This is a genomic window from Rhizobium ruizarguesonis, assembly GCF_017357285.1.
In the GTDB taxonomy this organism is placed as follows: Bacteria; Pseudomonadota; Alphaproteobacteria; order Rhizobiales; family Rhizobiaceae; genus Rhizobium; species Rhizobium ruizarguesonis.
Map to the genome: position 1 here is coordinate 448,411 of NZ_CP071680.1, position 12,883 is coordinate 461,293.

Annotated in this window: 12 protein-coding genes; 3 read left to right on the top strand and 9 right to left on the bottom strand. The window is 61.8% G+C overall.

Features of this window, described 5'->3' with window-relative positions:
- Position 1: 1 nt before the first annotated feature.
- On the top strand, positions 2–883 hold the full coding sequence (gene mmsB / locus J3P73_RS30175; RefSeq protein ID WP_207580041.1) for a 3-hydroxyisobutyrate dehydrogenase: 882 nt from the start codon (positions 2–4) through the stop codon (positions 881–883).
- A 16-nt stretch (positions 884–899) separates the two neighbouring features.
- Here mmsB and J3P73_RS30180 read toward each other — a convergent pair whose 3' ends face one another.
- From J3P73_RS30180 to J3P73_RS30215, 8 genes are all read right to left on the bottom strand, one after another.
- Positions 900–1,658, bottom strand: coding sequence for a fumarylacetoacetate hydrolase family protein (locus tag J3P73_RS30180; protein ID WP_018071134.1), 759 nt, complete (start codon positions 1,656–1,658; stop codon positions 900–902).
- Between the two features lie 79 nt (positions 1,659–1,737).
- Positions 1,738–3,117, bottom strand: a complete 1,380-nt coding sequence (locus tag J3P73_RS30185; RefSeq protein ID WP_018071135.1) for an FGGY-family carbohydrate kinase — start codon at positions 3,115–3,117, stop codon at positions 1,738–1,740.
- Positions 3,114–3,434 (bottom strand): L-rhamnose mutarotase, encoded by a 321-nt coding sequence (gene rhaM, locus J3P73_RS30190; protein WP_003547822.1) that lies wholly within the window; start codon positions 3,432–3,434, stop codon positions 3,114–3,116. Before rhaM ends, J3P73_RS30185 begins: the two co-directional genes overlap by 4 nt.
- On the bottom strand, positions 3,431–4,438 hold the full coding sequence (locus tag J3P73_RS30195; protein ID WP_018071136.1) for an ABC transporter permease: 1,008 nt from the start codon (positions 4,436–4,438) through the stop codon (positions 3,431–3,433). The genes rhaM and J3P73_RS30195 overlap by 4 nt, the downstream gene beginning before the upstream one ends.
- Entirely contained in the window at positions 4,435–5,436 is a 1,002-nt protein-coding gene (locus J3P73_RS30200) for an ABC transporter permease (RefSeq protein WP_017968377.1), read from the bottom strand. Before J3P73_RS30200 ends, J3P73_RS30195 begins: the two co-directional genes overlap by 4 nt.
- Before the next feature lie 42 nt (positions 5,437–5,478).
- Positions 5,479–7,014, bottom strand: coding sequence for a sugar ABC transporter ATP-binding protein (locus J3P73_RS30205; protein WP_018071137.1), 1,536 nt, complete (start codon positions 7,012–7,014; stop codon positions 5,479–5,481).
- A gap of 73 nt (positions 7,015–7,087) precedes the next feature.
- Positions 7,088–8,083, bottom strand: a complete 996-nt coding sequence (rhaS, locus tag J3P73_RS30210; protein WP_024320014.1) for a rhamnose ABC transporter substrate-binding protein — start codon at positions 8,081–8,083, stop codon at positions 7,088–7,090.
- Positions 8,084–8,131: 48 nt separating this feature from the next.
- The gene (locus J3P73_RS30215) at positions 8,132–8,944 is read right to left on the bottom strand and encodes a DeoR/GlpR family DNA-binding transcription regulator (RefSeq protein ID WP_018071139.1); all 813 of its coding nucleotides are present in this window, start codon (positions 8,942–8,944) and stop codon (positions 8,132–8,134) included.
- A 198-nt stretch (positions 8,945–9,142) separates the two neighbouring features.
- Between J3P73_RS30215 and J3P73_RS30220 the strand changes: the two genes are divergently transcribed.
- Positions 9,143–11,239 (top strand): bifunctional rhamnulose-1-phosphate aldolase/short-chain dehydrogenase, encoded by a 2,097-nt coding sequence (locus J3P73_RS30220; protein WP_018071140.1) that lies wholly within the window; start codon positions 9,143–9,145, stop codon positions 11,237–11,239.
- A gap of 64 nt (positions 11,240–11,303) precedes the next feature.
- Here J3P73_RS30220 and J3P73_RS30225 read toward each other — a convergent pair whose 3' ends face one another.
- Positions 11,304–11,462, bottom strand: a complete 159-nt coding sequence (locus J3P73_RS30225) for a YqaE/Pmp3 family membrane protein (protein ID WP_003547831.1) — start codon at positions 11,460–11,462, stop codon at positions 11,304–11,306.
- Between the two features lie 77 nt (positions 11,463–11,539).
- On the opposite strand from J3P73_RS30225, the gene rhaI reads away from it, so the two are divergent.
- Positions 11,540–12,832 carry an L-rhamnose catabolism isomerase gene (rhaI, locus tag J3P73_RS30230; protein WP_018071141.1) on the top strand — a complete coding sequence of 431 codons (1,293 nt, stop codon included), beginning with the start codon at positions 11,540–11,542 and terminating at the stop codon, positions 12,830–12,832.
- The last annotated feature ends 51 nt before the right edge of the window (positions 12,833–12,883 follow it).

Consider the following 12,883-nt stretch of genomic DNA (forward strand, 5'->3'; position numbering starts at 1 on the left):
TATGGCAAGGATCGCATTCATCGGGCTTGGCAACATGGGCGGGCCGATGGCCGCCAATCTGGTCAAATCAGGTCATGAGGTCTTCGGCTTCGACCTCGCGGCTTCGGTGCTGAAGGCGGCCGAGGAGAGCGGCGTCAAGCCGGCAAGCCATGCCAGCCAGGCGGTCAAGGATGCCGAGATCATCATCACCATGCTGCCGCAGGGCAGACACGTGCTGACAGCCTGGACCGATATCCTGCAGACCGCGGCACAGGGCACGCTGGTCATCGATTGCTCGACCATCGATGTCGAAAGCAGCCGCAAGGCGCATGAAATGGCCAAGGCCTCAAGCTGCCTGTCGCTCGATGCCCCCGTCTCCGGCGGCACGGGCGGGGCAACCGCGGGTACGCTGACCTTCATGGCCGGCGGCTCGGAAGACGCCTTCGCCAGGGCAAAGCCGATCCTCGAGGCGATGGGAAAGAAGATCGTCCATTGCGGCGAGGCCGGCGCCGGCCAGGCAGCGAAGATCTGCAACAACATGATCCTCGGCATTTCGATGGTGGGCGTCTGCGAGGCCTTCGTGCTCGCCGAAAAGCTTGGTCTCTCGCATCAGGCGCTGTTCGACGTCGCCTCGACCTCGTCTGGCCAGTGCTGGTCGATCAATGCCTATTGCCCGGTGCCCGGACCGGTCCCGACCTCGCCGGCGAATAATGACTACAGACCGGGTTTTGCCGCAGCCTTGATGCTGAAGGATCTCAGGCTTTCGCAGGAGGCGGCGCTGGCGAGCGGCGCCTCCACCCCGCTCGGCGCGGAAGCAGCACAGCTTTATGCGCTTTTCGAAAAACAGGGCAATGGCGGGAGGGACTTTTCCGCCATCATCGAGATGTTCCGCGAGAAGGCGTGAGCACCGCGGCGCCGAATCAACCCTTCGACACCGAGAAGCTGAGCCTGCTATTGCCGAGTTCGATGTCGATCTCGCCGGGTTCGGTCAGTTCGATCGCGCCGCTCAACGTGCCTGTGGTGATGAGCGCGCCTGCCTTCAGCGATGTCTCCGGGCGCAAGCCGTCATTGGCGTAATCGACAAGCCAGGTGAGAACGTCGCCCTTCGGATGCTGTGCCGGACCATCATAGATCGTGCGGGCGGCATGGGTGACCTTGAGCGGCGTGCCGCCGACGGTGTCGACGACGCTCTTTTCGAGCTTCGGACCGAGCACATAGCCGCTATTGCCGAGGCGGTCGGCGACGAACAGCAGAAACGAAACGTTGCCGCTTTCCCTAACGGCACTCACCAGCAGCTCGGCACCGAGATGGACAGCGGAGATTGCCTCGACCACCTCAGTGCGGCTGTAGGGAGCGCCCGTGCGGACCGGCAGGTCACTGCCAAGATGGACGGCGATCTCGGTTTCGAATTTCAGGCCCGGATACCAGGGAATGTCAGCGCCCGAGATGGCTTCGACATAGGGATGCAGCGGAGCGGTGACCGCCTGGCCCTGCGGCGAGACCGTCACTTTCCAGGCATTGCTCGAAATACTGTCCGCGGCGGCAAGCAAATCCTGCGCCTCCATCGCCTGATGGAGATCGGCTGGCAGCGCGAAAGTGTCCGTTGCCTCCTGCCGGCCGGCCTGTCGCAGGCTGTGCAGCCCGGCTGCAATGGCGCGCGGATCGAATGTCTCTGTCATGCTATCTCCTCGACCTGATTTTCGAGGAGCCACACTAACGAGAAGGCAGGGACGAACAAGGTCGCTTTTGGAAAGACTCCTATTCCATCGCCGCGTACCAGCGAGTGCGATAGGCGGCCAGCCCCGGGATATTGGTCGGCGGAACATGCGTCTCGGCGCCCGACACCGGCCGGATGCCGGTGAGAAGGGCCGCACCCTGGCTGGTGCCGGTCGACCCCGGAAGGGCCATGACCCCGCGACTGGTTAGGGCGGCAAGCAGCTTGAGATAGGTCTCATTCAGCGCAAAAGGCCCCTCGACGATCACAGGGCCCTTGGCGCCGATCAGTCCGAGGCAGGCATCGGTCATCAAAGCGAGATAGAGGCAGGCAGCGGCAGAGCGCTCCTCGCGGCTTGCCTCTTCGGCACCGATCCAGCGGCTTTCCTTTCCGGGAAAGGGCCCGGAACCGGGGGCAATATTCGGCAGCAGCATCATGCCTTTGTCGATGACCGAGCCGATTGCCGCCTGGGCGGCTTTTTCGTCAACGGGGCCGATCTCGGCCGAAAGGATCTCGAATTCACGGCCGCCCATGAAGCGGGAGGAGGGGACAGCCCGGCCATAGGCATCGACATTGGCGAGCGCATCGCGTTTCGGATCGAGATGGGCAAGATCGCCGCCGACGCCGAAATTGATGACCCATGTGCCGGTGGAGACGACGGCGAAGGGTGCGGCCCGATGAACCAGATGCGGCAGCAGCGAAGCATTGGAATCGTGAATGCCGCAATAGACCGGCACGGGTGCGGCAAGGCCGAGCTCAGCGGCGATATCCGGCAGGACCGGGCCGAGCGCATCGAAGGCAGAACGGATCGGCGCCATGAGGTCGCCGATGGCGAGCCTGTCGACGAGCGAGGAATAGCGACCGGCCCTCGGGTTCCAGAGGTCGGTGTGACAGCCGAGCGAGGTCAGCTCATTGGCGGCAACACCCGTCAGCCGCGCCGTCCAATATTGCGCATAGGTGAGGATGGTCGCCACCTCGGCGAATTCCTCGGGAAAGGCGCTCTTCTGGTAGTGCAGCTGCGCGCCGACATTGAGACCCATCGCGAGGCGCGGCGAGAAGGTTTCGTCGAAGGAGGGGCGCAGTGCCGTATAGGCATCGCGGATGTCCTGCGGATATTCGTGTTCATAGTCGATGACAGGCATGGCAAGCGTGCCGTCCCGGGCAAGCAGTGCTGCGGAGGCGCCATGGGTGGTGATCGAAATGGCGTCGAAGCCGGGCTCGCGCGCAAGGCTCTTCAGCGCATCGAGCGCAAAGGACCACAGAGCCTCTACGTCGTAATGCGGATAGAGACCGGTTTTGATCGCGATATTCGGCCGTTTCAACACGGCGATCTCGGCGCCCGTCTCGCTGTCGAGCACAACGACCTTGGCATTGGTCTTGCCGATGTCGAGGACGGCGATGCGGCGATAGGAGGTGGCGTTCATGGCATATGGAAGACGGTGACCAGGTCGCTCTGGACCGGTGAATTGTCGGGATTGGTCGCCATGATATCGGCCATATAAGCCCACCATTTTTTCACGACGGGATGCTCCGGCAGGCTCGCCATCGTATGGTCGGCGGGCCGCGTCAACACGCCGAACAGCGTGTTGGTCTCGCGGTCGAGATGAATGGAATAGTCGCTGGCGCCTGACTTGTGCAGGAGATCGACCAGTTCCGGCCAGATCTCGTCATGCCGCCTGCGGTATTCGGCTTCCATGCCGGGATTGAGCTGCATTTTGAAGGCGTGTTTTTCTAAAGTCATCGGGAGCTCATGACCTTGATGCGGCGGGCGATGATCGGGATGGCGATGGTGATGATCAGAAGCAGGCCGATGAAGATCGACATGACGATGCCGGGCACGTTCAACAGGCCGAGGCCAAAGGTGACGAGGCCCATGACGAAGGCGGCGATGACGACGCCGACGATCGTGCCGGAACCGCCGAGGATCGAGATGCCGCCGAGCACGACCATGGTGACGACCTCGAGCTCCCAGCCCTGAGCGATCGACGGCCGGGTCGAGCCGAGGCGTGAGGTCAGGCAGACGGCGGCGATGCCGCTCATGATGCCGGTCAGCAGGAATAGGATGAATTTGACGCGCTCGACCGGAATACCGGAAAAGCGGGCGGCGAAGTCATTGTTGCCGATCGCATAGACCTGCCGGCCGAAATTCGTCGCATGCAAGAGGACGGCGAAGAGGATCGCCAGCACGATGAAGAGCACGAATTCGAAGGAGAATACCCAGGCGACATAGCCCTGGCCGAAATAGGCGAAATCAGCAGGGTATTTGCCATAGGCCTGATCACCAAGCACGATATAGGAAATGCCGCGGAAAAGGCTCATCGTGCCGATGGTGACGACGATCGACGGCAGTTTCAGCACCGAGACCAGAACGCCGTTGAAGATGCCGCAGGCAAGGCCGGTGCCGATGCCGATCACGACCAGGCCCGGTGTGCCGATGCCGACCTGGGCTGCCGCGCCCATTGCCGTCGAGGCGAGCGCGATGATCGCGGCGACCGAGAGGTCGATCTCGCCTGATATGACGAGCAGCGCCATGGCGAAGGCAATCATCGCCTTTTCAGTGAAATTGAAGGTGGCGTCCGAAAGGTTCCAGGCATCGAGGAAATAGGGCGAGGCGAGCGAATTGAAGATGAAGATCAGCACGGCGACGGCAAAAAGCAGCACCTCCCAGCTGGCGAGAATGCGGCGGAAGGGTGTGCCGAGGCGGTCCGGGATGATCCGCTTTTCGTGAGTGGACACGGTGCTCATGCTGCGGCCTCCGTTCTGATCTCGGCTGCGGCGCGGTCGCGCAGGATGATGCGGCCGCGGTTGCGTTCACGCCTGGCGTTGAAGGCGACGGCGAGAATGATGACGGTTCCGGAGATCGCCATCTGCGTGAAGGGTGAAATGCCGATCACCGGCAATGCATTCTTGATGACACCGAGGAAAAGCGCGCCGAGCACGGTGCCGGCGACCGAGCCGACGCCGCCGGCAATCGAGATGCCGCCAATGACGCAAGCCGCGACGCTGTCGAGTTCGAAGCCGTTGGCGATATCGACATAGGCGACGGCATAGCGCGACACCCAGAGATAGCTTGCAAGACCGGCTAAGGCGCCCGACAGAACGAAGGCCAGGAATTTCGTCCAGCCCGTATCGATGCCGGCATAGACGGCCGCGGTCGGATTGCCGCCGGTCGCATAGGCCGAGCGGCCGAACTGGGTGTATCTGAGCAGGACATACATCAGAAGCACGATGACGATGCCGACCCAGCCGAGAACCGGCAGGCCGAGGATCGGCGTGCGCGGCACCGACAGAAAGATCGGCGTCATCTGGTGGGCGTTGACCCATGCCCCGCCCGAAAGCACGAAGGCCATGCCGCGATAGATGGTCAGCGTGCCGAGTGTCACGACGATCGGCGGGATTTCGAGCGCCCAGACGAGAAAGCCGTTGATGGCGCCGAGGCAGGCGCCGATGACGATCGCGGCAAGGATGAGCACGACGAGCGGCAGGTCGGGATAGGCGGCATTCATCATCGCGATCGCCATGCCGGTGAAGGCGAGGTTGGCGGCAACCGACAGGTCGATCGATTTCGTCAGGATGACCGTCATCTGCGCCAGCGCCAGGATGATCAGGATGGAGGTATCGTTGAAAATGCCGGCGAGATTCTCTGGCGTTGCGAAATCGGCAGCGCGTGTCGAAAAGATCGCGATCATCACGACGATGATGAGGAACAGCAGGGTTTCGCGTTTTCTGATCAGTCTTGCCATGCTCTTACCTTATGAATTGCTGGGCCTTATGCATTGCGGGCCTCATGCATTGCCGGTGGCGGCGCGCACCAGCGCTTCCGGCGACAGCTCGGCGCGGTCGAAAATTCCGGCGGCGAGACCCTCCTTCATCACCAGGACGCGGTCCGACATGCCGATGATCTCGGGCAGTTCGGACGAGACCATGATGATCGACAGGCCCTCGGCGGCGAGTTCGCTGATGAAGCCGTGCACGGCTGCCTTCGAGCCGATGTCGATGCCCTTTGTGGGCTCATCGAGAATGATGACCTTCGGCGCCGTCGCCAGCCATTTGCCGATGACGACCTTCTGCTGGTTGCCGCCCGACAGCGTGCCGACCGGGACGGAAAGGGCGGCCGCGCGCAGGTCCAGCCGCTCGGCATATTTGCGGGCGAGCGCGAATTCTTCTGCCGCCCTGAGGAAGCCCCGGCGCGAGGTGCGGGTAAGCGAAGGCAGCGTCATGTTCTGGAAGATCGGCATCGGCAGCGCCAACCCGTGGCGGCCGCGTTCCTCCGGCACGTAGACGATGCCGGCGCGGATCGCATCCTGCGGCGAATGGATGGTGATTTCGCGGCCGTCGAGCATCATGGTGCCGGACAGTGGCCGGGTGATGCCGAAAAGCGATTGGGACAGTTCCGAACGCCCGGCGCCGATCAGACCGTAAATACCGAGAATTTCGCCCTGGCGCAGGGTGAAGGAGATGTCGCGAAATTCGGTGCGATGGCTGTAGTTGCGGATCTCCAGAACCGGGCCGCCGATGGCGACATCGACCTTCGGAAAGGCATTCTCGACGTCGCGGCCGACCATCATGCGGACGATCTCGTCCTGCGGCGTTTCCTTGAGCCGGCCCTGGCCAACGGCGCGGCCGTCGCGGAAGACAACGAAATCGTCGGCGATCTCGTAGACCTCGTCGAACTTGTGGCTGATGAAGAGGATCGCCTTGCCCTTTTCCTTCAGGCCCCGGACGATGCGGAAGAGATCGTCGATCTCCTTGCGGGAAAGGGCTGCCGTCGGTTCGTCCATGATGACGATGCGGGCCTCGATCGACAGAGCGCGCGCAATCGCCACCAGATGGCGCTGCGCGATCGAGAGGTCCTTCAGCCGGATCGTCGGATCGATATTGCTTTCAAGCGCGGTCAGCAGCGCCTTCGCGCGGCTGTTCATCACCTGCCAGTCGATGGTGCGCAAACGCGTGCGCGGCGCATGGCCGAGGAAAATGTTTTCGGCAACCGTCAACTCGTCGAACAGCACGGTTTCCTGATGGATGGCGGTAACGCCGGCATCGATTGCGGCCTGGGCGTTGGCAAAGGTCACCGGCTGGCCGTCGACCAGGATCTCGCCTTCGTTCGGCCTGTAGATGCCGGTCAGGATCTTCACCAGCGTCGATTTGCCGGCGCCGTTTTCGCCGATCAGCGCAGTCACCGTGCCGGGATGCAGCGCGATGCTGACATTGTCGAGCGCCTTCACGCCCGGAAAGATCTGGGAGATGCCGCGCATTTCCAGAATGGCGGGCGCATCACCGGTTTTGCTGTCCGTGGCGGTTTGTTGAAAGGCGGCGTTCATCGAGCTTCTACCAGTGTCGAATGAGAATCCCGGCGGCCATCAGGCCGCCGGGCTTTTATGCGTCGGCTCCAGATCAGAAGACCTTGGAGAACTGGTCGATATTCGAAGCATTGTAGACGAAGGGATCGGCCATGGCGGCTTCACCGTTGTCGCCGACCTTGATCTTGCCCATGCGGCCGACTTCGATCTCGCTGCCCGGCTTGCCGTCGGTCTCGCCCTTGACGAGGCGATAGGCGATCTGCGTTGCTGAGTAGCCGAGATCGATCGGGTTCCAGATGGCGAATTCCTTCGTGGCGCCCGACTTGATCGCGCCGGCCATTTCCGACGGCAGGCCAAGGCCGGTGACGTAGACCTTGCCGACAAGGCCCTTGTCTTCGACGACCTTCGACGCGGCGAGAACGCCGACCGTCGTCGGAGCGACGATGACCTTGATGTTCGGGTTGGCCTTCAAGAGGCCCTCGGCTTCACGATAGGACTTGTCCGAGAGGTCGTCGCCATAGACCGTGGTGACGAGGTTGAGGCCCGGGAAATCCTTGAGCTGCTTCTTCATCTGGTCGATCCAGATGTTCTGGTTGGTCGAGGTGGTCGTGGCCGACAGGATGGCGAAGTCACCCTTGCCGCCGTCGAGATGGTCCTTGACGAGCGTCAGGCACATCTTGCCGATCAGTTCGTTGGACGACGGGTTGAGCTGCAGGATACGGCCTTCAGGTGCGACGCCGGAATCCCAGGAGATGACCTTGATGCCGCGCTGTGTCGCTTTCTTCAGCGCCGGAACGAGCGCGTCGGGATCGTTGGCCGAAACGGCGATGGCACTGACGCCCTGGGCGATCAGCGAATTGATGACTTCGATCTGGCCTTCGGCCGTCGTCGTCGTCGGACCGGTATAGATGACCTCTACGCCGCCGAGTTCCTTGGCGGCTTCCTGCGCACCCTTGTTGGCAGCATCGAAGAAGCCGTTGCCGAGCGACTTGACGACGAGACCGATCTTGATGTCGGCAGCACTGGCTGTCCCGGCCATCATGGCGACGGCAAATGCCACGCCGATTGCGAGTTTCTTTGCGAGTTTCATGCTTTCATCCTCCCACTTGATTGACACTCTTCACACCTCCCCGGCGCCTTATGCGACCGACGAGGAATCCTCCTTGATTGCCTGGGTGACCGGGCTCGCGACAATGAGCCTGATGCCGGCATTCTCGATCATCCTGACGGCTTCCTCTGGAATGCCGTCATCGGTGATGATTGTAGACACACGCTCGAGCGGGCACAGAATGAGGCTCGACCGGCGATGGAACTTGCTGGAATCAGCCATGACGACCAATTCGTCGGCCTGATGCATCAGCTTCTGTTCGCTCTGGATGATCAGCGCGTCGGCTTCCATGATGCCGAGCGGGCCGATACCCTGCGCGCCGATGAAGAAGCGGCGGGCGTAGAAATTGCGGATAGCATCATTGTCGAAAGGGGAGAGGATCAGGCTCTGTTCGCGATAGATCGCGCCGCCCGGCACCGTTACCGTGTTCTTCGAATGCTTGACCAGATGTTCGGCGATCGCGAAGGAATTGGTCATCACCTGCAGGCGGTGCGCCGCCATGAAATGCACCATCTGGAAGGTGGTCGTGCCGCCGTTGATGATGATCGCGTCGCCCGGATCGCATAGCTCGACGGCCTGGCGGGCGATTGCGCGTTTCTTGTCGATATTGACCGATTCCGAAACACGGAAGGGGCGGCCGGCGAGATTGCCGAGCTGCGGCGGATGCACGGCCTCGGCGCCGCCGCGCACACGCCGGATCTTGCCCTGGACATGAAGAGCCGCGATGTCGCGCCGGATCGTCGCCTCGGAAGCCTCGGTCAGTTCGGAAATATCCTGAACCGTCACGACGGACTTTTCCTGAACGGCGCTCAGAATGATGCGATGGCGTTCGCGTTCGTGCATGGGGCTCCTCCTTGGACCGTTTATTTCGCACATATGACAATGTGTCAATCAAAAACGATCATAAATTTTCATATTGCGCTGCACAATAATCGAATTTGATCGTTTTCGATTGACAACCTCCATTTTGATGAGCGATACCGTCAGCGAAAAGGGGCGCGAACTTTGTGTCTCGATGAAGATTTCATATGGGAGGATGACATGGCGGCGAACGTCCGGCTTCTGGAAAACCGGTGGGATGATGCTTACGCGGCAGGCCTCGATGAGCCTGGCAAGCTGCTCTATCGTTCCAACCTGCTCGGCGCCGACAAGCGCATCACCAATTATGGCGGCGGCAACACCTCGGCGAAGGTGATGGAAACCGATCCGCTTACCGGCGGCAAGGTGAAGGTACTTTGGGTCAAGGGCTCGGGCGGCGACGTCGGCACGATCAAGCTCGACGGTTTCGCGACGCTCTACCAGGACAAGCTGGAATCGCTGAAGGGCATCTACAAGGGTGTCGAGGACGAGGACCGCATGGTCGGCTTCCTGCCGCACTGCACCTTCAACCTGAATGCCCGTGCCGCCTCGATCGACACACCGCTGCACGGTTTCGTGCCTTTCACCCATGTCGACCACATGCATCCCGACGCGATCATCGCGATTGCCGCGTCGAAGAATTCGAAGGAATTGACGCAGCAGATCTTCGGCGACGAGATCGGCTGGCTGCCCTGGCGCCGTCCGGGCTTCCAGCTCGGCCTCGACCTTGGCGCTTTCGTTGCAGCCAATCCGAATGCCAAGGGTGTCGTGCTCGAAAGCCACGGCCTCTTCACCTGGGCGAATGATGCCAAGGCCTGCTACGAGCTGACGCTCGATATCATCAACAAGGCGATCGTCTGGTTCGCTGAAAAGACCGACGGCAAGACGATTTTCGGCGGCGCGGTCGCTCAGAGCCTGGCCGTTGCCGAACGCCGCGCCATCGCCGCCCGGCTGATGCCGGAGATCCGCGGCCGCATCGGCAAGCAAGAGCGCAAGCTCGGGCATTTCGACGATCAGGACGCCGTGCTCGAATTCGTCAATTCCGGCGATTTGCGTCCGCTCGGCGCGCTCGGCACCAGCTGCCCCGATCATTTCCTGCGCACCAAGATCCGCCCGCTGATCGTCGATTTCGACCCGGCCAAGCCGGATGTCGACGCGATCGTCGCCGGTCTCGACAAGGCGCTGGAGGACTACCGCGCCGACTACGCCCGCTATTATAACGACTGCAAGCATGACAATTCGCCCGCCATGCGCGACGCCAATCCCGTCATCTTCCTCGTTCCCGGCGTCGGCATGCTGTCCTTTGCCCGCGACAAGGCGACGGCTCGCATTGCCAGCGAATTCTACGTCAACGCCATCAACGTCATGCGCGGCGCCTCGACGGTCTCCGAATATCAGGGCCTGCCCGAGCAGGAAGCCTTCGATATCGAATATTGGCTGCTCGAAGAGGCGAAGCTCCAGCGCATGCCGAAGCCGAAGAGCCTTGCCGGCCGCGTCGCCTTCGTCACCGGCGGCGCCGGCGGCATCGGCCGGGCGACGGCCGCACGCCTCGTCGGCGAAGGTGCCTGCGTGGTGCTTGCCGATATCGACCAGGCAGCGCTCGAAGGCACCGAAGCCGATTTCGTCAAGAAGTTCGGCGCTGACGCCGTGCGCAGCGTCCGGCTCGACGTCACCAAGGAAGATGCGGTGATCGCCTCCTTCGCGGAAGCCTGCGTCGAATTCGGCGGCATCGATATCCTCGTCTCGAATGCCGGCATTGCCTCCTCCGCACCGATCGAAGCGACCGAACTGTCGACGTGGAACCGCAATATCGATATTCTGGCGACTGGCTATTTCCTCGTCTCGCGCGAAGCCTTCCGCCTGTTTCGCCGTCAGACGCTCGGTGGCAACGTCGTCTTCGTCGCTTCGAAGAACGGTCTGGCCGCTTCGCCGAATGCGGCTGCCTATTGCACCGCCAAGGCTGCCGAAATCCATCTCGCCCGCTGCCTGGCGCTCGAAGGCGCGGATGCCGGCATCCGCGTCAACACCGTCAATCCGGATGCCGTCCTGCGCGGCTCGAAGATCTGGAGCGGCGAATGGCGCGAGCAGCGCGCCGCCTCGTCCAAGATCGAGGTGGACGATCTCGAGGAACATTACCGCAAGCGGTCGATGCTGAAACTCAACGTGTTTCCGGAAGATATCGCCGAGGCGATCTATTTCCTCGCATCGGACCTTTCGGCAAAATCGACCGGCAACATCATCAACGTCGATGCCGGCAACGTGCAGAGTTTTACGCGCTAGAGCAATTCCAGCAGCAGTGTGCAGGGGTTTTGCGTCCGGAATTGCGTAGAGCAAACGGAGGGAGCTATTTCCGGAGGATCACCCATATCGCGTGGATGATCCCCGGCACATAGCCGCAGAGTGTCAGCAATATATTGAGCCAGAAATGCAGGCCGATCCCGACCTGCAAAAATACGCCAAGGGGCGGCAGGATGATCGCAAGAAGAATGCGGACAACGTCCATCGTCGCTCCTTAGTTTAAAGACATGTAAGCGTTTGAACGCGAACCGTGCCCTATGGTTCGCGACCAGGGAGGAATAGATGACAGAATCCAGGATTGCGCCAGATCTGGTCGCGACGGACAACGACAAGCGGGCAATCGCGCTGAAAGCCGATTACGAGGCGCTGGGTGCGACGCTTGCCCGTCGCGACGTCGATATCGAAGCAGTCACCCGGAAGGTTGGGGAATTCTTCGTTGCCGTTCCCTCCTGGGGCGTCGGCACCGGCGGCACGCGGTTTGCCCGTTTCCCCGGCACCGGCGAGCCGCGCGGCATCTTCGACAAACTCGACGATTGCGCCGTCATCAACCAGCTGACGCAGGCGACGCCGAACGTCTCGCTGCACATTCCCTGGGACAAGGCGGATGCCAGGGAGTTGAGGGCCAAGGGTGATACGCTCGGCCTCGGCTTCGATGCGATGAATTCCAACACCTTTTCCGATGCGCCCGGCCAGGCCCATTCCTATAAATACGGCTCGCTCAGCCACACCGACGTAGCAACACGGGCGCAGGCGGTCGAGCACAATCTCGAATGCATCGAGATCGGCAAGGCGCTCGGCTCCAAGGCGCTGACAGTGTGGATCGGCGACGGCTCGAACTTCCCCGGCCAGAGCCATTTCACCAAGGCTTTCGAGCGTTACCTCGCCTCGATGGCTGACATTTACAAGGCGCTGCCCGACGATTGGAAGCTCTTCTCCGAGCACAAGATGTACGAGCCGGCCTTCTATTCCACAATCGTGCAGGATTGGGGCACCAACTACCTGATCGCCCAGACGCTCGGCCCCAAGGCCTATTGCCTCGTCGATCTCGGCCACCATGCGCCGAACACCAATATCGAGATGATCGTCGCCCGCCTGATCCAGTTCGGCAAGCTCGGCGGCTTCCACTTCAACGATTCGAAATATGGCGATGACGATCTCGACGCCGGCGCGATCGATCCCTACCGGCTGTTCCTCGTCTTCAACGAACTGGTCGATGCCGAGCAGCGCGGCGTCAACGACTTCAACCCGGCCCATATGATCGACCAGTCGCACAACGTCACCGACCCGATCGAAAGCCTGATCAACAGCGCCAACGAAATCCGCCGCGCCTATGCGCAGGCGCTGCTCGTCGACCGCAAGGCGCTCTCCGGTTACCAGGACGACAACGACGCGCTGATGGCGTCGGAAACGCTGAAGCGCGCCTATCGCGCCGATGTCGAACCGATTCTGGCCGAAGCCCGCCGCAGGGCCGGCGGCGCAATCGACCCGATCGCCGTCTACCGCGCCAGCGGCTATCGCAGACAAGTGGCGGCCGAGCGTCCGGCATCCGCTGCCGGCGGCGGCGGCATCATCTGAACGACTGATTGTCTCGCATGGCCTGAAGCCATGCTGATCAGGGATGAGGGT

Bases quoted from the DNA above. Each gene is read 5' to 3' on its own strand.
- J3P73_RS30225 (WP_003547831.1), bottom strand. From the start codon at position 11,462: ATGGACGTTGTCCGCATTCTTCTTGCGATCATCCTGCCGCCCCTTGGC.
- J3P73_RS30215 (WP_018071139.1), bottom strand. From the start codon at position 8,944: ATGCACGAACGCGAACGCCATCGCATCATTCTGAGCGCCGTTCAGGAA.
- J3P73_RS30180 (WP_018071134.1), bottom strand. From the start codon at position 1,658: ATGACAGAGACATTCGATCCGCGCGCCATTGCAGCCGGGCTGCACAGC.
- rhaM (WP_003547822.1), bottom strand. From the start codon at position 3,434: ATGACTTTAGAAAAACACGCCTTCAAAATGCAGCTCAATCCCGGCATG.
- J3P73_RS30200 (WP_017968377.1), bottom strand. From the start codon at position 5,436: ATGGCAAGACTGATCAGAAAACGCGAAACCCTGCTGTTCCTCATCATC.
- J3P73_RS30185 (WP_018071135.1), bottom strand. From the start codon at position 3,117: ATGAACGCCACCTCCTATCGCCGCATCGCCGTCCTCGACATCGGCAAG.
- J3P73_RS30205 (WP_018071137.1), bottom strand. From the start codon at position 7,014: ATGAACGCCGCCTTTCAACAAACCGCCACGGACAGCAAAACCGGTGAT.
- rhaS (WP_024320014.1), bottom strand. From the start codon at position 8,083: ATGAAACTCGCAAAGAAACTCGCAATCGGCGTGGCATTTGCCGTCGCC.
- J3P73_RS30220 (WP_018071140.1), top strand. From the start codon at position 9,143: ATGGCGGCGAACGTCCGGCTTCTGGAAAACCGGTGGGATGATGCTTAC.
- rhaI (WP_018071141.1), top strand. From the start codon at position 11,540: ATGACAGAATCCAGGATTGCGCCAGATCTGGTCGCGACGGACAACGAC.
- mmsB (WP_207580041.1), top strand. From the start codon at position 2: ATGGCAAGGATCGCATTCATCGGGCTTGGCAACATGGGCGGGCCGATG.
- J3P73_RS30195 (WP_018071136.1), bottom strand. From the start codon at position 4,438: ATGAGCACCGTGTCCACTCACGAAAAGCGGATCATCCCGGACCGCCTC.